Here is a 19,606-nt window from a genome sequence, read left to right as displayed (position 1 = left end):
CGTATCTTTCATTTTCCCGCCTAAACCCGCGTGTCCACTTCTCTCACATTTTCCAGCTGGAATTGGTTGTGGCCCGTGCTCGCGTTCAGCGGCATCGCGCTGCTGGTCCTCGCCTGGAGTTACCGCGCGATGGCGGGACAGCCGCTGCGCTGGGTCTGCTTCGCGCTCAAGGTCACCGGACTCGGCGCGCTCGCGCTCTGTTTGCTGGAGCCGCTCTGGCTCGGCCAGCGCGCGCGGCCCGGCGCAAACCTTTTCGCGGTTCTCGCGGACAACAGCCAGGGCCTGCAGATTCACGACAAGGGTGAAACGTCGAGCCGCGGTGACGCTTTGCGCAAGCTCGTCGATCCGCTGGTGTCGCCCTGGCAGACGTCGCTGGCGTCGACTTTCGACGTGCGGCGGTACCTGTTCGACGCGCGGCTGCAACCGACGAAGGATTTCGCCGAACTGAATTTCGAGGGGCGCTCCACGGGACTGAGCGCCGCGCTGCGCACCGTCGCCGAGCGCTTCCAGGGGCGCCCGCTCGCGGGCGTGCTGCTGCTCACGGATGGCAACGCCACCGATCTCGCCAACGGCGCCGCGCCCGATCTGAAGGGGCTGCCGCCGATCTACCCGGTCGTGCTCGGTCGCCGTGACCCGGTGCACGACATCGCGATTCAGCAGGTCACGGTGAGCCAGACGTCGTTTGAGGACGCGCCGGTGACGTTGCAGGCCGACGTCGCCACCGCCGGTTATCGCGGCCAGCCAATCGTCGCGAAACTCGTCGATCGCAACGGCCGGACCGTGCAGGAGCAGACGGCCGACGCACGCGCGGACGGCGAGTCGCTGGCGTTTCGTTTTCAACTGAAGCCGGAGCTGCCCGGACTGTCGTTCTACCAGGTGCGCGTGGGAACACCGCGTGAAGCCGCGGCGGTGCCCGCGCCCGCCAACCCTCCGGCCGCGAATCCCGCCGCGCCGGTCAGTCCTCCCGCCACCGAGGAAGCCACGCTGGCCAACAACAGTCGCGTCTTCACCGTCGATCGCGGGCAGGGACCGTTTCGGGTGTTGTACGTGTCCGGACGCCCGAATTGGGAATTCAAGTTTCTCAACCGCGCCATCCAGGCGGACGAACAGGTGCAGCTCGTCGGCCTGATCCGCGTGGCCAAGCGGGAACCCAAATTCGATTTCCGTGGCCGCGCTGGCGAGACCAGCAATCCGCTGTTCCGCGGCTTCGGCAACCAGGCACCCGAGGATGTGCAGCGTTACGATCAGCCCGTGCTCGTACGGCTCAACACCCGTGACGACGTCGAGCTGCGCGCGGGCTTTCCGCGCACGCCCGAGGAACTCTACGGCTATCACGCGGTGATTCTCGACGACGTGGAGGCGGAATATTTTTCCCCCGACCAGGCGCAGCTGCTGCAGAAATTCGTGTCCGAGCGCGGCGGTGGTTTCCTGATGCTCGGCGGCATGGAGAGTTTCTACGAGGGCAAGTACCTGCGCACGCCGATCGGCGACATGCTGCCGGTGTATCTGGATCAGAATGACGGCGGTCCGGCGGCGCCGCCGGGGCCGGTGCATTTCCAACTCGCGCGCGAAGGCTGGCTCCAGGCGTGGGCGCGGCTGCGCGACAACGAGGCCGAGGAGCGCACGCGCATCGATGCAATGCAGCCGTTCGAAGTGTTCAACCGCGTCCGCGGGCTCAAGCCCGGCGCGAGTGTCATCGCGAGTGCGCGGGATGAAAAAGGCGCGGAGATGCCTGCGCTCGCCGTGCAGCGCTTTGGCCGCGGCCGGACTGCCGCGTTGATGGTGGGCGATATCTGGCGTTGGGGCATGACCGACGCCGCGGCGCACGCCGACATGGATCGCGCGTGGCGGCAGATGGTGCGCTGGCTGATTGCCGACGTGCCGTTGAAGGTGCAGGTCACGTCCGAGCCGGTGGTCGCCGATGCGAACGGCGCGGTGCGACTCCAGGTGCGCGTGCGCGACGAAAAATTCCAACCCGTCGACGACGCGACGGTCGTGGTCGACATCGAGCCCGTGATGTTCGAAGGCACCGGTGGGACGGTCGCGTCGCCACTCAAGCTCGAAGCCGAACCCGCGTTGAGCGAGCCGGGCTTGTATCAGGTCACGTACGTCCCGCGTCAGACCGGCGGCTACAAGGCCGTCGCGACGGTGAAGGGCAGCAGCGGTGCGGATCTCGGCCGCGGGGAAACCGGCTGGAGCACGGACCTGGCCGCGGAAGAATTTCGATCGCTCGTGCCGAATGTCGCCTTGCTGGAGGACATCGCGCGGAAAACGGGTGGACAGGTCGTGGCCATGGAGGAACTCGATCGCTTTGTGCGCCGGTTGCCGGAGCTGCGCGCCCCGGTCATGGAAACCTGGTCGTATCCGGCCTGGCACACGCCGCTGATGTTTGCCTTCGCCCTTGCGTGCCTGCTGGCCGAATGGGGCCTGCGGCGGTGGAAAGGCATGCCATGATGAACGCAGATCATTTCGAAACAATTGCCGAGGTGGCTCGCGTCGGTCGCGTGGCCGCGCCCGCGCGAATTCCCGCCGGCCTGCGCGCAGCCGTGCTGGCCGCAGTCGCCCTCATGTCGGCGTTGGCCATGCGTGCCGCCGAGCCCACGGCCGCCGCTGCCGAACGTCCGACGGTCATTGTTGTGGCCGGAGCGCCCGGCGAGGCGGAGTTCGCGCCGGATATTGCGTTGCAGATGGACGCCTGGGCGAAGGTGAGCGGCCAGGCCGGCGCCAAGTACGTGGCCATCGGGGCATCCGACACCGATCGCGAACGCGTGCAGGCGGCGCTCGCGGCCGAGCCGAAGTCAGGCTTGGGTGAACTCTGGCTCGTGCTCATCGGTCACGGCACCTTTGATGGCAAGGAGGCCAAACTGAATCTGCGCGGGCCGGATCTCTCCGCCACGGATCTCGCGGCCTGGCTGAAGCCCTTCGAACGCCCGCTCGCGATCATCGACACCACGTCCGCGAGCGCGCCGTTCCTCGCGAAACTCGCCGCGCCCAAACGCGTGATCGTCAGCGCGACGCGCAGTGGCAATGAGCAGAACTACGCGCGCTTCGGCAAATACCTCGCCGAGGCGCTGCCGGATCCGAAGAGCGACCTCGACAAGGACGGCCAGATTTCGCTGCTCGAATCATTCCTGAGCGCGTCGCACCGTACGGCCGAGTTCTACAAGAACGATGGCCGGCTCGCGACCGAGCATGCGCTGCTCGACGACAACGGCGACGGCCTCGGCACGCCGGCGGATTGGTTTCGCGGCGTGATTGCGACGAAGCGCGCCCGTGACGGCGCCGCGTCCGACGGCCCACGCGCCCATCAGTTTCACCTCGTGCGGAGCATGCCCGAGCAGCAACTCTCCGCCGAAATCCGCGCCCGCCGCGATCGGATCGAACTGCAGCTGTCCGCGCTGCGCGAGAAGAAGGCGAAGATGAACGAGGGGAAATATTACCAGGAGCTCGAAAAAATCCTGCTCGAGCTCGCCGCCTTGTACGAGGGCACCTGAACCTCGGGAGCGCAGGCGTCCGCCAAGGATGATTGCACCTATAAGCTGCGATCAAACCACAGAGGCACAAAGTACACAGAGGAGAATCCGCGAGAGGGAAGGCCGCCAGGTTCACCCTGAGGGTGAGCATCTTTGGCCCTAGGTTACTTTATCGAGCGGTTTTCTCCGTGTCCTCTGTGCCTTTGTGGTTCAATTCCAACGGAGAAATTTGGGTTGATGGCCAGAGGATTGCCGGCGCTCCCGCGAAAAAAACTTTTCGCGCCCCGGCCCGCGGCCTGCTTTGCTGGCTCGCATGCTGACCCGTTTCTCTGTCGCTCCGTTGCACACGATGACGCGTTCACTGGCTGCCGTGGCCATGGGACGCCAGGCGCCCGATCTCGTCATCACGGGCGCGCGCGTGCTGTCCACCTACACCGAGCGCGTGCACCGCGATCGTGAAGTCTGGATCAAGGGCGGACGGATCGCCGTCGTGAAGCCCGCCGGAACCTTCAAAAAGGCGAAACTCACCGGCGCGTCGACGCGTGTGTACGACGCTCGCGGCGGCATCGTGGCGCCCGGGCTGGTCGATCCGCACGTTCATATCGAGAGCAGCATGATGACCGCGTGCGCCTTTGCGGAGGCGGCGTTGCTCAATGGGACCACGACGGTGTTCTGCGACAGCCATGAAATCGGCAACGTGTGCGACGTCGCCGGCATCGAGTGGATGCTCGAGGACGCCCGGCGCGCGCCGCTGTCGATCTATCTGACCGTGCCGAGCACCGTACCCGCCACGAACTCCAAGCTTGAAACCGCCGGCGGCGACCTGACCGCGGCGAAGATCGGCCGGATTTTCGATCGCTGGCCCGAGGCCGCCGCGCTCGGCGAGAAGATGGACTATATCCCGGTCGCGATGGGCGATGCGCGCAGTCACGCGATTCTCGCCGCGGCATTGAAACGCGGCCGCCCGGTGTGCGGCCACATCTACGGCCGCGAGTTCGTCGCCGCCGGGGCCGCGAGTGGCATCACGGATACGCACGAGGCCATCGACCGCGAAATCGCGAATGACTTCCTCGAGAACGGTGTGTGGATCTTCCTGCGTGGCGGCAACCCGCAGACCCCGTGGCACTCGCTGCCGCAGGCGATCAAGGCCGTCACGGAGCTCGGCGCGAATCCCAAGCGGGTGTGCGTGTGCACCGATGATCGCGACGCCGACGATCTCTTCCTCTTCGGCATGGACTGGGTGGTGCGCCAGGCGGTGTCGGCCGGTCTCAGCACGACCACGGCCTGGAGCCTCGGCTCGCTGCATCCGGCCACGCGCTACGCCAAGGATGGCGAATTCGGTGGCGTGGCGCCGGCCCGCCGGGCCGATCTCGTGCTGCTCAATGACGCGATGGAAGTGCAGAGCACCTGGTACGGCGGCGAGCTGGTCGTGGAACGCCGCCGGATCACGCCCGTGCTCGAACGCGCGCTCAGCCGGCGTTACCGGTATCCGAAAGCCGCCTACGCGACGGTCAAGCTGCCGCGCTCGGCCACCCTGACGCCTCCGCTGCCCAAGCGGTCCGTCACGGCCAATGTCATCCGTCTCGTGCCGCCGGGCATTCTCACCGCGCACGAGCGGCTGCCGATCGCGCCGGCCGCGTCGTGGGCGGAGGTGTTTGCCCGCCAGGATCTCTGCTTCCTCACCGTCATCGAACGGCACGGCCGGAACGGCGGAGTGGGGTACGGCCTGCTGCGCGACTTCGGTCTCAAGGACGGTGCCGTCGCCAGCAGCGTCGGTCATGACGCGCACAACATCGTGCTCGCCGGCACCAACGAGGCTGACCTGCAGCTCGCGTTGGCCACGATCAAAACGCTGCGTGGTGGCGTGTGCGTGGTGCGGGGCGGCAAGGTGCTCGCGAGCGTGGCGCTACCGATCGCCGGCCTGCTCTCCGACCGCCGGGCGACCGTGGTGGCGAAGGAAACGACGGCGCTCAAACGCGCGTGGACCAAGCTCGGCTGCAAAATCCCGTACATGGGATTCAATCTGCTGCCGCTCTCCGTCATTCCGGAACTACGGCTCACGGACAAGGGCCTCGTCGATGTGCTGCGGATGCGCATCGTGCCGTTGTTTGAAAAGGGCTCATGATAGGTGCCGGAGCCATGCAAAGAATTGCTCGCTGAACGGTTGGTCTGCCGGCTGCTGACGGGGAGGCCGTGATCACCCGCAAACCGTTCCTCCTTCACCCTTCAACTACGGCTGGCGCGTTGCTTGGACTCGCTCTGGCCGTCCCGCTGGGAGCGCAGCCTGCCGCCCCCGCGGCCAAACCCGGCGACGGCGTGACGACGATGGCCAAGTTCGAGGTCACCGGCGTGCCGATCGAGCAGCAAATCCTGCCGACGTCGCGTCCGTTCAACTCGGTCTTCGGCACCGACGACAACATCATCGATGTGCCGCGCAACGTGACGATCATCTCGCGGCAGCAGCTGAGCGACATCGCGATTTCCGATGTCCTCGATTTTTCCAAGCTCACCTCGAGCGCGTTCACCACGACCAATTTCGGCGCGCCCTCGAACGCCAGCATCCGCGGCCAGTCGGCCGATGTGTTTCTCAACGGCGTGCGCTCCCGCATCACCTCGAACGGCAACGGCCTCCCGATCGATTTCAACTCGGTCGAGTCGGTCAACATCGTGAAGGGACCGGCCACCGCGGTGCAGGGCACCTCGATGTACGTCGGCGGCTTCATCGACCTGGTATCGAAGCGGCCGTACTTTGATTCGGCCAAGGGCTCGATCAGCTACACGCTCGGCTCCTACAACACGAACAAGTGGACGCTCGATTACGGCGCGCCGATCTCGAAGACCGCGGCCTACCGTTTCAGCTACTCCGGCGAGGAGACGCAGGGTTACTACATCGACGGCCACAAGCGCACGCACTCGCTCTATGGCGCGCTGACGCTGCGGCCGAGCAAGGACTGGGAGTTTTTTCTCAACGGCCAGGCATTCGTCGCGAACTACACCGAGAACTGGGGCGTGAACCGTCCGACGCAGGACCTCGTCGACAACGGAAACTACATCACCGGCATCAATATCAACAACGGTGCCACGGCGACGCCGTCCGATCCGCAGAATTCCCGCTTCGTCCTCGGCGGCGGCAACACGATCGCGCGGGGCCCGGTGGTGAAAATCAACCGGCACACGCGCCTGCTACGCCCCGGCAATCAATCGTACGGCGAGGAGTTCAACCTGCAGGGTATTCTGACGGGCAAGCCGAGCGCGGATCTCACGATCAAGAACACGACGTTCTGGAGCCACACCGAGCGCAACACGCTTAGCACCTATTACTACACCGAAATCATCGATCCGTCGTGGTTCGCGGAAAACCGCACCGAGTTCATCTTCAATCTCAAGGGCGGTTCGCTCAACACCGGTCTCGATCTGCGTTACCAGCGGGTGAAGGCGTACGATGACTACTTCTTCGAGCCCGCCAACGTCTGGGACATCACCAAGGATCGTTCGTACATCAACGTCTACAACTCGGTCAACTTCGCGCCGAACGCCGGCTTCCCGGTCCCCGGCTGGCCCGGTCGCTTCGCGCAGCCCGGTCTGTTCAACGGCGACACCAACGACTCCAAGGGCACGACCATCGGGCCGTTCGCGCAGGGCAGCTGGAAGCTCAGCGAGGCCTTCAGCCTCATCGGTGGCCTGCGCTACGATCACATCACCGCCAAGGTGCGCGAGCCGTTGCTGCCGCCGTACCCGACCGCGAAGATCAGCGTCTGGATTCCGAATCTCAACGGCAGCGTCACCTACAAGATGAGCCCGACGTCGACCGCGTATTTCACTTATAACTACAGCGAGAACACCTCGGGCGCGGTCGGCAACGGCGGCGGCATCACCGGTTGGAACGGCGCCGGCACCGCGCTCGACAAGGAGAACTTCACGCAGCCGAGCACCCTGTACGAGATCGGCACCAAGTACTCGCTGATGAACAGCAAGGTCTTCCTCAACTTCGCGATCTACGACCAGAAGCGCACGGCGAAGAGCACCAGCAGCACGGTCATCCAGCAGTTCCGCTACAAGGGCTTCGAGGCGGAGATGAATTACCAGCCGAACAAGCACCTCTACGCCACGGTTTCGTACTCATATATCGACGCCGAGTCGTCCGCGCCGTTCCAATACGGCCTCTTCGGCAACGTCACGGAACTGTTCGGCAACGCCGCCACGGTTCCGATCGGCACCGTCACGCAGGTCTCGGGCCTGCCCAAGCATCTCTTCAATGGTCTCGTGTCGTATACGTTCAGCAATGGTTTCGGGCTGACGGCGAACACGGTTGTCACCGGCGAGATGAACAACAACGCGGCCGGCACCATCGTGATCCCGACGCAGTTCACCATCGATGCGGGCGTTTCGTACACCTACAAGAAATGGCACCTGCACGCGACGATCACGAACGTCACCGACGAGAAGAACTGGTCGCCGCCGAACGCCGTCTACGGCAACGGCTCGATCCTCGCGCTCCCGGGCACGCAGGCGCAGTTCACGGTGAAATATAGCTTCTAAGCGAACGCGGAAACGCGGTCGCGCACCTCAAGCCGCTCCCATTGGGAGCGGCTTTTTCAGAACTTGCAGCGGAGGCCCGCGCGATGGCGGGCATCCCGTCGGAGACGCACCATTACATTCTTTCTGCATGGAAATTCTACCGCCGCCGTCCGTGCCGGATCGCCCCGCCGCCATGGTCTATGGCCTGGAGGATCGGATCCCGCTGGGCACCTCTGTCGTGGTCGGGGTGCAGCACGTGTCGGCCATGGTGGTCGGCACTATCACGCCACCGTTGATTCTCTCGGGCACGCTCGGGTTCTCCCAGTCCGACACGGCGTACCTGGTCAGTATTGCGCTGCTGGCGTCGGCGTTCGGCACGTGGTTGCAATGCCGCCAGCGCGGGCCCATCGGCTCGGGCCTGCTGAGCGTGACGGGCACGAGCTTCGCCTTTCTGCAACCGCTCACGGTTGCAGGCAAGGCCGGCGGCCTGCCGTTGATGCTCGGGCTGTCGTGTCTGACGGCACCGATCCTGATTCTGCTCGCGCCGTTCATCTCGCGGCTGCGCGCGGTGTTCACGCCGCTGGTGTCGGGCGTCGTCGTGCTCCTGATCGGGACGTCGCTGATTCCAACGGCGTTCTTCGGGTTGGCGAAACCCGCGGGTCCCGGCGCGCCGGCGTGGAGCGGCCTGTTGGTGGGCGTGGTCGTGATGGCGGTGATTGTCGGCGCGCAGGCGAGTGGACGCGCCTGGGCCCGGATTTCCGGTGCCGCAGCCGGCGTCGTGGTGGGCTGCCTCGTCTGCGCGGCCTTTGGCGGCTTGCAAGCTCCCGAGCCGGGTTCGGGCGCGTGGTTCACGCAGCCGCGTTTGTTTCCGCACGGGTTCGCGTTCGATTGGACGCTCGTGCCGCCCTTTGCGTTTGTTTATCTCGTCTCGATGCTCGAGGCGCTCGGCGACATCGCGGCGACCTCGCAGTTGTCGGGCTTGCCGGCAAGCGGCCCCGCGCACTGGCGCCGACTCTCCGGCGGCGTGATGGCCGATGGCATCGTCAGCACCGTGGCGGCGATGTTCGGCGGATTTCCGAGTGCGACGTACGCGCAGAACAACGGGGTGATTCAGATTACGGGCGTCGCGAGCCGGCGGGTCGGCACCGTGATGGTGGTGATTCTAGTGCTGCTGGGCTTGTTTCCCGCAATCGGGCGCTGGGTCACGGTGATGCCGCCGCCGGTGCTGGGCGGACTCGCGTTGATGATGTTCGGCCTGGTGGCGGTCGCCGGCGTGCGGCTGATCACGAGCGCGGGTCTCGGCCAGCGCGAAGGTGTGATTGTGGCGCTCGCACTCGGCGTGGGACTGGGACTGCCGACGCAACCCGCGCTGCTGGCCAGCTTGCCCGGCTGGCTGCATGCGTTGCTCGAGTCCGGCATCTCCGCCGGGGGACTCACCGCGCTGGTATTGAATCTCGTCTGGCGGGCACCTGCGGCGGTACGATCGACGTGAACTTTTTGCCGCCTTCGCCCCATGGCCACGCTCCTCGTTAAGAACATTCACACGCTGGTCACGATGGATACGCGGCGCACGGAGCTGCGCGACGCGGCGATCTTCGTGCGTGATCATGTGATCGAGCAGGTCGGCGCGACCGTCGATCTGCCGGCGACGGCGGACGAGGTGCTCGACTTGCGCGGGCGGCACGTGGTGTTGCCGGGGTTGGTCAACACCCACCATCATTTCTACCAAACGCTGACCCGCGTGATTCCGGCGGCGCAGGACTGCGATCTCTTTGGCTGGCTCAAGACGCTGTATCCGATTTGGTCGCGCCTGACGGCTGAGGGCGTGCGGGTCAGCGCCCAGATGGCCGCCGCCGAATTGCTGTTGTCCGGCTGCACGACGTCGAGTGATCACCTGTATCTGTTTCCCAATGACTGCACGCTCGATGACGAGATCATCGCCGTGCGGGAGACCGGACTGCGCTTTCATGCGACGCGCGGCAGCATGAGTGTCGGCGAGAGCCTCGGAGGTCTGCCGCCCGACCGGCTCGTCGAGCGCGAAGACGCAATTTTGCGCGACAGCGCGCGGCTCGTCGCCGAGCATCACGACCCGAGGCGTTACGCGCTGACGCGGGTGGCGCTTGCGCCGTGTTCGCCGTTTTCGGTCTCGTGCGACCTGATGCGGGAGTCGGCGGTGCTGGCGCGCACGCTTACCGGCGTTCGCCTGCACACGCATCTCGCGGAGAACAGGGCCGACGTCGCCTACAGCCTGGCGAAATTCGGCCTCACGCCCGGCGACTACGCGGAGTCGGTTGGCTGGGTGGGCGACGACGTCTGGCACGCGCATTGCGTCCAGTTGAGCGACGACTCGATCGCCAAGTTCGGGCGCACCGGCACGGGCGTTGCGCACTGTCCGTGCAGCAATCTGCGCCTCGCGAGCGGCATCGCACCCGTGAAAAAGATGCTCTGTGCGCGCGTGCCGGTCGGGCTCGGCGTGGACGGCGCGGCGTCGAACGACGCGAGCAATTTGCTCCATGAAGCGCGCGCGGCCTGTCTCGTGGCGCGCGTGGCGGCCGAGGATGCGTCGGCGATGACGGCCCGGGAGGCGTTGGAACTGGCGACACTCGGCGGCGCACGCGTGCTCGGTCGCGACGACATCGGTCGTCTTGCGCCGGGCATGGCGGCGGATTTCATCGCGGTTAACCTCGATCGGCCTTCGTTCGCCGGGGCGCAGGCTGATGTCGTGGCCGCGTTGATCCTCTGCGAGGCGAATCAGGTCGACTACAGTTTCGTGCACGGCCGCCGTGTCGTGGACCAAGGTCGGCTGACGACAGTCGATCTGCCCGTGCTGGTGGAACGCACGAACCGGCTTTCACGCGAACTCGTCAACGGCTGAGGCTGACCCCTTCCATTGTCCGGAATTCACCGACGAAATTCGCGTCTATTCGCGGCATTCGCGGGAGGCCTCTTCATTCTTCGGGGGCAGTCTACGCCTTGAACGGCCAGATGTGGAAAAACTGCAGGAAGAAGATCACCGCCAGGAAATAGCCGAGGGTCGTCATCCGCTTCGGGTCGCCGAGGCCGAGCGCGAGCACGGCGGCGGAGATGAGACCCATGCCGATGCCTTCGGCGATGCTGAAGGTCAGGGGAATCGCCAGGAGCGTGAGCACCGCGGGCACGGCGACGGTGAAGTCGCCCATTTCAATCTCGGTGATCGACTGCATCATGAACACGCCGACGATCACCAGCGCCGGCGCGGTGGCCGCGGCAGGGACGATCAGAATCAGTGGCGTGAAGAACAGCGCCACGAGCATCAGCAGCGCGGTGGTCATCGTGGTGAGCCCCGTGCGGCCGCCAGCTTCAACACCTGAGGCGGATTCGATGTAGCTCACCACGGTGGACGTGCCGAAGAGCGCGCTGAGCAGCGTGGCCAGCGAATCGGCGAGCAGGGCGCGGCCGGCCTTGGGCAGCGTGCCGTCGGGGCGGAGAAAGCCCGCGCGCTTCGTCACGCCAATGAGCGTCCCGATGTTGTCGAACATGTCGACGAGCAGCAGCGTGAGGATCAGCGGCAGCGCCATCATGATCGCGTTGCTGTTGGTCAGGAAGCCGAACGTCAGCTTGAAGAAGATCGGCTCGGGCGACGCCGGCATGGCGATGAAACTCGCCGGCATCTCGGTGACCATCTTGTTGCCGCCGGCGCGGACGAAGAGTCCGATGACGGTCACGGTCGCGATGCTCAGCACGATCGCGCCGGGCACGCGCCGCGCGACGAGCACCGCGGTCAGCACGATGCCGAACAGGCACAACGCGACCGGCCCCGAAGCAAAGTCACCGTGCGAAACAAACGTCGCCGGGTTGGCGACGATGATGCCGCCGTTCTTCAATCCGATGAAGGCAATGAAAAGGCCGATGCCGCAGGTGACGGCGATTTTCAGCGAGCCTGGAATCGCCGCGATGATCTTTTCCCGCACGCCGGTGACGGAGAGCAGCAGGAAGATGGCGCCGTTGACGAAAACCATGCCGAGGGCTTCCGACCACGGAATGCCTTTGCCCAGCACCATGGTGAACGTGAAGAACGCGTTGATGCCCATGCCCGGCGCCAGCGCGATCGGATAGTTCGTGAGCAGCGCCATGATCATCGTCGCGATCGCGGCGGTGAGCGCGGTCACGGTGACCAGCGCGCCTTTGTCCATGCCGGTGTTGGCCAGGATGGCGGGATTCACCGCGAGGATGTAGGCCATCGCGGCGAAGGTGGTCAGGCCGGCCTGCAGTTCACGCCCCACGGTCGTGTGGTGCTGGTCGAGTTTGAAAAGACGCTGGAGCATGGAAAGGGAAGCCGGAGGAGGAAACCGTCTGCGAGCGAGCGGCGGCCGTCCGCAAGTCGGGAAGCAGATCGACTACGGGCGGGCCTTGGCGCTCAGCGGAGGGAAGTTATGGAGAAAGTTCAAGGTGAACAAACCCGTGGCGCGGGCGGCGAGCGCGTAGAAGGGCACTCCTTCGTAGGGCGCGTCGCTGACCACGCGGAACGCGATGTAGCGAATGCCGTAGGCGTGGGCGAGCGCGGCGACGTGGCCCGACTCCATCTCCTCGACATCCATGCCGAAGGTGCGCGCGGACCACTTGACGCGATCGAGCTCGAGATTGATTTCGTGCGCCGAGCCGATGACGCCGGGAAACACCCGACCCATCGGATTGCGCGTGCGCAGGGCCACCGCGATGGCCTGCGCGTCACCCTTGAAGCCGTTGGCATAAGCGACGAGCTCCGGTTGCTGCGGATGGCGGAGCCGTTGCGGCACGGGCGTCCAGTTCAACGGCTGGCTGCCTTCCCCGGCCCGGCGCGGAGGCGCGGCGAAGTTGCCATAGTCGAGCGTGCGTTCGCCGATGATGATGTCATGGAGCGTCAGATACGGTGCCTGCGCGCCGCTCGTACCCTGGTTGACGATGAACTTCGGCCGGTAGGTTTCGATGCCGAGAATGGTCGCGGCGGTGCAGTTCAGCAGGCCCTGGCCCGTGAGTGAGACAACCACGCGGTGCGGCCCGATGGTACCGTGCCAGAAGCTGAACGGCCCGATCGTGGTCTTCTCCGGTGCGGGACCGAGCGCCGCGAGCAGATCGCGAATCTCGAGTTTTTCCGCACCCTGCACGAGAATGTCGACGGGCTCGGCGGCGCGGATGCAGACCGGCAGCAGCAGGAGCAGAAAAAGAGCTTTCATTTCCATGCCTTCATGAAGCGCAACGCGAGTTCCGCCGCCTGCGCGGGCGTGCCGTCGACGACACGGAGGCCGATCACCGGCACGCCCAACAGCAGCGCGGTGCCCGCGACGTGAGCGGACTCGCCGTCCTCGGTGCTCGTCTGCCAGTGCGTACGAATCCAGCCGATACGGTCGGCCTCGCGGTTGATTTGATTCGCGGAACCCAGGACGCCGACGACGAGGCGACCTTGCGTGGGCGTCAGCGATCGGGCGACGGCGAGCGCCGCGGGATCGGCGGGAAAGAACGGCGTCGGCGTCTCCTTTTCGCCCGCGGTGATCAACGGGTGCGGCAGTTTGATCCAGGTCAGGGCGTTGGAGCCGGTGCCCAACGCACCGACGCTCGAGACGATGCCGTCGAAGGCAGCGAAGCGTTCACTGACGACCACGTCGCCGGCTTTGAGGGAGGGATCGTGCGCACGGGACGCGCCGAACACGACGACGAGCCGCGGTGGGTTCGAGCGCAGCGCGAGCGTGGTGGCCGCAACGGCGTTGAGGGGATCGCCCTCGGTGCGGGCCACGACCACGCTTTTCGATTCGAGTTGGCCGCTCCACGACGTCCAGGCTGCCCGCGTCGTCATGGTGGAGTGCTGCAGTTGCTGCAGCACCGGCTGGAGCGTGGCGTCGTCGGTGGCGACGAGCAGCACGTCCGCCGCGTGCACGGCGAGCGTCGAAACGACGACGAGCAGCGTCGTCAGTCGAGCCAGACGCAGTCGAAACGGCGGAAACCGACCGGCTTGGGCGTGGGGCACCCGGTCCGACGGGGGAGAGTTGTATGGCGACAGGAGAGGCATGCAGCGTGAATCAATTCCGCATGGAGTGGGGAAGGGATGGCGCGCGTCGTCCCCAACGCACCGCGGCGGGAATCTCGTTGCGCGATCGCGGCGGCTTCGAGGCAAGCGGCCTCACCATTGAAAAGGATTCATGAGCTGGCTCTCTAAGCACGGCTTGTGCCGGCCGCGCGGGTGCCTCAAAAACCTGGCGTGATCATTGACGCGCACGTGCATCTCTACCCGCCAGAGGTGGCGTCGGATCCCGCGGCCTGGGCCACCGCGGCGGGCGAGACGCACTGGGCGACACTGGCCACGCGCCGACGCCGCGACGGTCGGCCGGTGCAGACGTTTCCGTCCGTCGACGAACTGCTGCGCGTGATGGACGAGGCCGGAGTGGACCGAGCCGTGTTGCTCGGCTGGTATTGGGAAAAGCCTGCCACCTGCGCCGCGCAAAATCGCTTCTACGCCACCTGCGTGCGCGCCCATGCGGACCGGCTGTCGGCGTTCGCGACCGTTCATCCCGGCGCGGGCGGTGCAGCGACGCTCGAGATGATGCGACGCGCGCGGGGCGACGGCCTGATCGGTTTGGGCGAACTGTCGCCGCACTCCCAGGGTTTTGGCGTGGACGATCCTGTCTTCGCCGACGTGATCGCGCTCGCCGGTGAGCTCGGCTGGCCGGTGAATCTCCACGTTACGGATCCAGCGAGCCGGCCGTATCCCGGCCGGGTGGAAACACCGCTGGTTGATTTCCTCACGCTGGCCCGGACGTATCCGAAAACCACCTTCATCCTCGCCCACTGGGGTGGACGGCCGTCACGAGCTGAGGACCGAAGCGCCCTGGCAGGCTTGGAGAACGTCCACTACGACACCGCCGCGTCGCCGTTGATTTACGGGAGCGCAGTCTGGCCGGACGCGTTGCGAGCCTGCGGCGCGGGGCGCGTGCTGTTCGGATCGGACTATCCGTTGAATCTGTATCCGCAAGCAGAGGTCGCGCCCGCGCTGGCGCGGTTTGTCGCCGAGGCGCGTGCGGGCGGGGCGGATACGGGCGTCATGGGGCGCAACGCCGCGAGCCTCCTGCGGCTCTGACAGCCGTCCGCCGTGGCGGTCGAACGCCCCGCGGCGGCGACGTTCCGGCTGGCTCAGGCCTTGGCGGCGACGTTTTCCAGCACCCAGCGGACGACCGGGCTCGTGGTGGCGTTGACGATGATCTGCAGTCCGCTGGTCAGGCCGGACGCCAGTGGCACGGGCACGCTCAGCACCGGGAGGCCGCCGATGCTCGCGGGTGCGGTCAGCGTGAGGATGCGAAGGCGATTCTCGAGCGTGCACTCGGAGGGCGTGAGTGCGGGTGCGGGGGACGCCGGCAGAACGAGAAAATCATGGGCCGCGAAGAAGCGTTCCCACAGCGCCCGAATGGCGACGGTGTTCACCTGCGCCGCGTCGATCTGCGCGGGCGTCAGCGTGTGCGCGCGGATGAGTCGCTGCCACACCGGTGCGCTGTAACGCGACTGATAGCGTTCGGCCCACGGCTGGTGATAGGCCCATGCCTCCTGTGCGACGACAGTGTTGTAGGTGTCGACGGCGGAGGTGAAGCCCTGCAGGAGCGCGTCGCGCACCGCGGGTTCGGCGGGAGCGGCAAACGGTCGGGCCTGTTTTTCGCAGGCGGCGGCAAGGTCGGGATCGACCCCGGGCATCGCGAGGTAGCAGCCGCGCGGTGCGCGATCGGAGCGGCCGAGTCCAACGAGCGCGGCGATCGACGCCTTCAAATCGGCGGCGTTGGCCGTGAACCAGCCGGCGGTGTCGTACGACGGTGCGAGCGGTACGGCGTCGGAAATCCACGGCCCGCGCGGTGCGAGGCGAAAGCCATACAGGCCGCAGAACGCCGCGGGCAGCCGCACCGATCCGCCCGTGTCGCTGCCCAGCGCGAACGGCACAATCCCGGCGGCGACGACCGCAGCCGAACCGCTGCTCGAACCGCCGGTGGTGCGACCGGGAAAACGCGGGTGCTCCACGTTGCCGTAGTGCGCGTTCTCGCCGGTGATGCCGTAGGCGAATTCATGCATGTGGGTTTTGCCCGCGATCACGGCGCCGGCGCGGCGTACGGCCTGCACGAACGCGCCGTCGGTCGCTCGCGTCGGGCGCACCTCGGGGAGAAACGTCGAGCCGGCAAACGTGGGCTGGCCGCCGACGTCGAAGAGATCCTTGACCAGGCAGGGTACGCGGGCGAGCGGCACGGCGGCCGGGGCCTGGGCAAACCGGACCGCCAGCTCGGACTCGGACGGCAGTTCGGCGATGGCGGCGCGTTGTTGCGCTGGCGGAAGCAGGGTGATGACGCGGCGGTGCAGTTCGCGCGCGGCGGCGGCTGGGGTGAGTTCCTGCCAATCGCGAAAGGTCATTCCGACATCGTCAGGGGCTGCGCGATATGACGCAATACCGGGTGATTGTTGCTCGCGCGCAGAACCCCCGTTTACTCTCGTTGCTCATGCGAACGTCCGCGTCGGTTTTTGCCGTCGTACTGCTGGCCCTGCTGGGCAGTGGCTGCGGCCGGCGCGACGCAAACGTTCCGGCCTCGGAGTCGCCGAGTGCGCGTCCGGCCCTGCGCAAGGCTATCCTGCAGACCGACTGGTTTCCGCAGGCCGAACACGGCGGCTACTACCAGGCGATGGTGCGCGGATTTTATGCCGACGCCGGACTCGACGTGGAGATCTGGCCGGGCGGTCCGGGGGCGGGCATCAAGCTGAAGGTGGCGCGGGGCGACGCCGATTTTGGGATGGATCGCAGCGACAACCTGATTCTCGTCGCGAGCGGCGGACTGCCACTGGTCATGGTGGCGGCGACGATGCAGCACGACCCTCAGGCGCTGATGGTGCATGCGGACAGCCCGGTGAAGACCTTCAGGGATCTCGACGGCCGCGGCGTGATCGGGAACGTCGGGATGACCTGGTTCAAGTACCTGGAAAACAAATACGGCATCACCATCGAGCGGCGGCAGAACACGTACGGCCTCGGCGAATTCCTCGCGAACACGAACGTCATCCAGCAGTGTGTCGTGACCAACGAGCCGTTTTTCGCCCGGCAGAACGGCCGCGAGGTGCGCACGCTGCTGCTGTCCGAGGCCGGCTACGATTGTTACCAGGCGCTCTTCACGCGGCGCGAACTGATCCGCACCTCGCCGGAGATGGTGCGGGCCTTTGTGCAGGCATCAATCCGCGGCTGGCGCGACTATCTCGAGGGCGATGCCACGGCGGCCGATGCCGTGATGATGAAACGGAATCCGGAAATGACGCCGGCGTTGCTGGCGTTTTCCCGGAACGAAATGCTCCGGCATAAATTCGTCCAGGGCGACCTCTCGAAGGGCGAGGACGTCGGCCAGATCTCGGTGGTGCGGATCGCCGAACAGATTGAAACGATGCGGACGCTGGGCCTGCTCAAGGCGTCGGTGACCGTCGCGAGCGTCGCGTCCACGGAATTCCTGCCGGTGCCGCACACCGCGGGCGCGTCGTCCGCGCGATAAGCGGGACTCCGGCGATTCCGGCGCTTGAGCTCGGCGCGGTTTGCCGGTTGGTTCGGCGCAAATTTCCCATGAATCCTGAAGCCAAACTCGCCGAACTCGGACTCACGCTGCCGACTCCTCCCGCTGCCGCCGGCAGCTACGTACCCACGGTGCGCACGGGCAATCTGCTCTTTTGCGCCGGCACGATCGCCGTGTTCAACGGGCAGCAGACCCACGTTGGCCAGGTCGGCCGGGAGCAGACCATCGAGACGGCGAAAAAGGCGGCCGAAGTGTGCATCCTGAACACGCTCGCGAACATCAAGGCCGCGGTCGGCTCGCTCGATCGCGTGTCGCGCATCGTGATGGTCACCGGCTTCGTCAATGCCGTCGACGGCTTTGCCGACAGTCCCAGCGTGATCAACGGCGCGAGCGATCTCCTCGTGAAAGTCTTCGGCGAGGCCGGCAAGCACGCCCGGGCTGCAGTCGCGGTGAACGGACTTCCGCGCGGCACGACGGTCGAGGTGCAGGTGGTCGCCGAAGTGAACGGCTGAGCGCCGCGTCCCGACCCCGGCGCGCGTAGTCTTCGGCCCGTAGCTACGAGCGCCAGCGAGTGGACCTCCGGCCGCGGGCGGAACGCCCCGCCGCGGTCACGCCAGCTGCTTCACGAGCACCTTGGCGTTGCGGCCGCTTTCCTCGTAGAGCTTCAATCGAGCCTCGGGCAGGACGTCCTTGCTGGACTCCTCGAACCCGACGACATTGGTGAAGAAGCCGAAGCTCTGCGTGGAGAGCGCGAGGATGGTGGTGGCGCCGCGTTCCTTCGCGACCATGCAGGCGTAATCGACCATTTTCTTGCCGATGCCGCGATTGTGATAGAAGGGCATCACGTAGAGTGATCCGACCTCGGCCATCTGCGGCTTGTCCGGGTAGAAATACAGCGTGACGCACGCGATGATGTTCTCGTCGATTTCGAACACGAAGAACTGCTCGATGTTCTTCTCGATCGCCTGCTGCGAACGGAAGATCAACTCCTCGCGCCGGACTGCCGCCCGGGTGAGGTTGTAGATCATGCGGACGTCGCTCTTCCGCGCCTTCCGGATCTGCGCGTAGTCGTTGCCGTAGACGAGCGAGCCGACGCCCTCGTTGGAGAAGATTTCGTTGAGCAGGCCGTCGAAAATCCGGCCGTCGAGGATGTGAACGCGCGGCGTGCCGGTCTCGATCGCCTTGATGGCGTGCGTCGCCTTGCTGAAGCTGGCGGCATCGACCCGATCGGGCTGATCCTGCAGGATGGTGCGCAACGCATCGACGGGGATCTCGCGGCGAATCTCGCCGTCGATCTCAAGGCCCGGTGCCGGCGTGAGGTAAATGATCTTCGTCGCGTGCAACGCCTCGGCCAGCTCGGCCGCGAGCAAATCGGAATTCACGCGCAGCGACTTGCCGTCGGGTCCGAAGGCCACCGGTGACACCACCGGCACGACCTGCCGATCGATCAGCTCAGTGAGAAAATCCTTGTCGATGCGTTCGACCTTGCCGGTGAACTGCTGGTCGACGCCCTTGATGATGCCCACCTGCAACGCGCGCACGGCATTCGTCGTGGCGCATTTCAGGACATTTTGCGTGAGGCCTTCGACCAGCGTGTGGGAGACGCGCGACGATGCGCGAATCGCGAGATCGAGTGTGGCGGCGTCGGTAAGGCCGGTGCCGTCCGAATTCGAGATCGGGATGTTGCGGACGGTTGAGAGCTCCTTGATCTGATGGCTGATGCCGTGCACGAGCACGATCTTGATGCCCAGCGAACGCAGGACGGCGATGTCGACCAGCAGATTCCCGAAGTTGTCGTCCGCCACGATCGAACCGTCGACGGCGATGATGAAGATCTGACCTTGAAAGCGCGGAACGTATTTCAGAATGCCGCGGAGATCGGTCGGCTTGATCGTGGTCGCGATCGCGGACGTGGGTGCGGGAGGAGAAGACGAACCGTTACCGGTGCTGGTGCTCATCAAAGGAAGGCGGGCTGTTGTCGGTGATGCGGCGCGGCTCGTCAATAGAGGCCATCCGAAAAACCATGTAATTCGACGGGCGCTGAACGCCGGCTGGCTGTACCGGACAAAACGCTCACGCAACGGC

Annotated in this window: 14 protein-coding genes; 9 read left to right on the top strand and 5 right to left on the bottom strand. The window is 65.8% G+C overall.

Translation table 11 applies throughout. The features are described from left to right. The first annotated feature begins 30 nt into the window (after positions 1–30). The 6 genes from ACLJEU_RS15430 (at position 31) to ACLJEU_RS15405 (ending at position 10,866) form a co-directional block, all read left to right on the top strand. A complete protein-coding gene (locus tag ACLJEU_RS15430; protein ID WP_414661549.1) occupies positions 31–2,454 on the top strand; it encodes a glutamine amidotransferase in 2,424 nt (807 codons plus the stop codon). Continuing rightward, the gene (locus ACLJEU_RS15425) at positions 2,451–3,494 is read left to right on the top strand and encodes a hypothetical protein (protein WP_414661550.1); all 1,044 of its coding nucleotides are present in this window, start codon (positions 2,451–2,453) and stop codon (positions 3,492–3,494) included. The genes ACLJEU_RS15430 and ACLJEU_RS15425 overlap by 4 nt, the downstream gene beginning before the upstream one ends. 292 nt (positions 3,495–3,786) lie before the next feature. Beyond that, positions 3,787–5,598 carry an adenine deaminase gene (locus tag ACLJEU_RS15420; RefSeq protein ID WP_414661551.1) on the top strand — a complete coding sequence of 604 codons (1,812 nt, stop codon included), beginning with the start codon at positions 3,787–3,789 and terminating at the stop codon, positions 5,596–5,598. A 119-nt stretch (positions 5,599–5,717) separates the two neighbouring features. After that, entirely contained in the window at positions 5,718–8,012 is a 2,295-nt protein-coding gene (locus tag ACLJEU_RS15415) for a TonB-dependent receptor (protein ID WP_414661552.1), read from the top strand. Positions 8,013–8,139: 127 nt separating this feature from the next. Further along, complete coding sequence (locus ACLJEU_RS15410; RefSeq protein ID WP_414661553.1) at positions 8,140–9,483, top strand: uracil-xanthine permease family protein; 1,344 nt, start codon at positions 8,140–8,142, stop codon at positions 9,481–9,483. Positions 9,484–9,504: 21 nt separating this feature from the next. After that, positions 9,505–10,866, top strand: coding sequence for an 8-oxoguanine deaminase (locus tag ACLJEU_RS15405; RefSeq protein WP_414661554.1), 1,362 nt, complete (start codon positions 9,505–9,507; stop codon positions 10,864–10,866). Positions 10,867–10,957: 91 nt separating this feature from the next. On the opposite strand, the gene ACLJEU_RS15400 is transcribed toward ACLJEU_RS15405, so the two are convergent. The 3 genes from ACLJEU_RS15400 to ACLJEU_RS15390 form a co-directional block, all read right to left on the bottom strand. Then, positions 10,958–12,295 carry an NCS2 family permease gene (locus ACLJEU_RS15400; RefSeq protein WP_414661555.1) on the bottom strand — a complete coding sequence of 446 codons (1,338 nt, stop codon included), beginning with the start codon at positions 12,293–12,295 and terminating at the stop codon, positions 10,958–10,960. Between the two features lie 72 nt (positions 12,296–12,367). Further along, a complete protein-coding gene (locus tag ACLJEU_RS15395) occupies positions 12,368–13,183 on the bottom strand; it encodes a 5'-methylthioadenosine/S-adenosylhomocysteine nucleosidase family protein (protein ID WP_414661556.1) in 816 nt (271 codons plus the stop codon). Next, complete coding sequence (locus ACLJEU_RS15390; RefSeq protein WP_457795247.1) at positions 13,180–13,971, bottom strand: phosphorylase family protein; 792 nt, start codon at positions 13,969–13,971, stop codon at positions 13,180–13,182. The genes ACLJEU_RS15395 and ACLJEU_RS15390 overlap by 4 nt, the downstream gene beginning before the upstream one ends. A gap of 231 nt (positions 13,972–14,202) precedes the next feature. Here ACLJEU_RS15390 and ACLJEU_RS15385 point away from each other — a divergent pair, with 231 nt between their 5' ends. After that, positions 14,203–15,078 (top strand): amidohydrolase family protein, encoded by an 876-nt coding sequence (locus ACLJEU_RS15385; RefSeq protein WP_414661558.1) that lies wholly within the window; start codon positions 14,203–14,205, stop codon positions 15,076–15,078. A 53-nt stretch (positions 15,079–15,131) separates the two neighbouring features. Here ACLJEU_RS15385 and ACLJEU_RS15380 read toward each other — a convergent pair whose 3' ends face one another. After that, positions 15,132–16,385: an amidase gene (locus ACLJEU_RS15380; protein WP_414661559.1), complete on the bottom strand. Its 1,254-nt coding sequence runs from the start codon at positions 16,383–16,385 to the stop codon at positions 15,132–15,134. Between the two features lie 86 nt (positions 16,386–16,471). On the opposite strand from ACLJEU_RS15380, the gene ACLJEU_RS15375 reads away from it, so the two are divergent. Both ACLJEU_RS15375 and ACLJEU_RS15370 read left to right on the top strand, forming a co-directional pair. After that, positions 16,472–17,503: an ABC transporter substrate-binding protein gene (locus ACLJEU_RS15375; RefSeq protein WP_414661560.1), complete on the top strand. Its 1,032-nt coding sequence runs from the start codon at positions 16,472–16,474 to the stop codon at positions 17,501–17,503. A gap of 68 nt (positions 17,504–17,571) precedes the next feature. After that, the gene (locus ACLJEU_RS15370; protein WP_414661561.1) at positions 17,572–18,033 is read left to right on the top strand and encodes a RidA family protein; all 462 of its coding nucleotides are present in this window, start codon (positions 17,572–17,574) and stop codon (positions 18,031–18,033) included. 96 nt (positions 18,034–18,129) lie between these two features. Here ACLJEU_RS15370 and argA read toward each other — a convergent pair whose 3' ends face one another. After that, the gene (gene argA / locus ACLJEU_RS15365) at positions 18,130–19,479 is read right to left on the bottom strand and encodes an amino-acid N-acetyltransferase (RefSeq protein WP_414661562.1); all 1,350 of its coding nucleotides are present in this window, start codon (positions 19,477–19,479) and stop codon (positions 18,130–18,132) included. Positions 19,480–19,606: the final 127 nt, after the last annotated feature.

This window comes from Terrisphaera buseokensis, assembly GCF_047521145.2.
GTDB lineage: Bacteria > Verrucomicrobiota > Verrucomicrobiia > Opitutales > Opitutaceae > ER46.
This window is presented reverse-complemented; position numbering and strand designations above follow the sequence as displayed.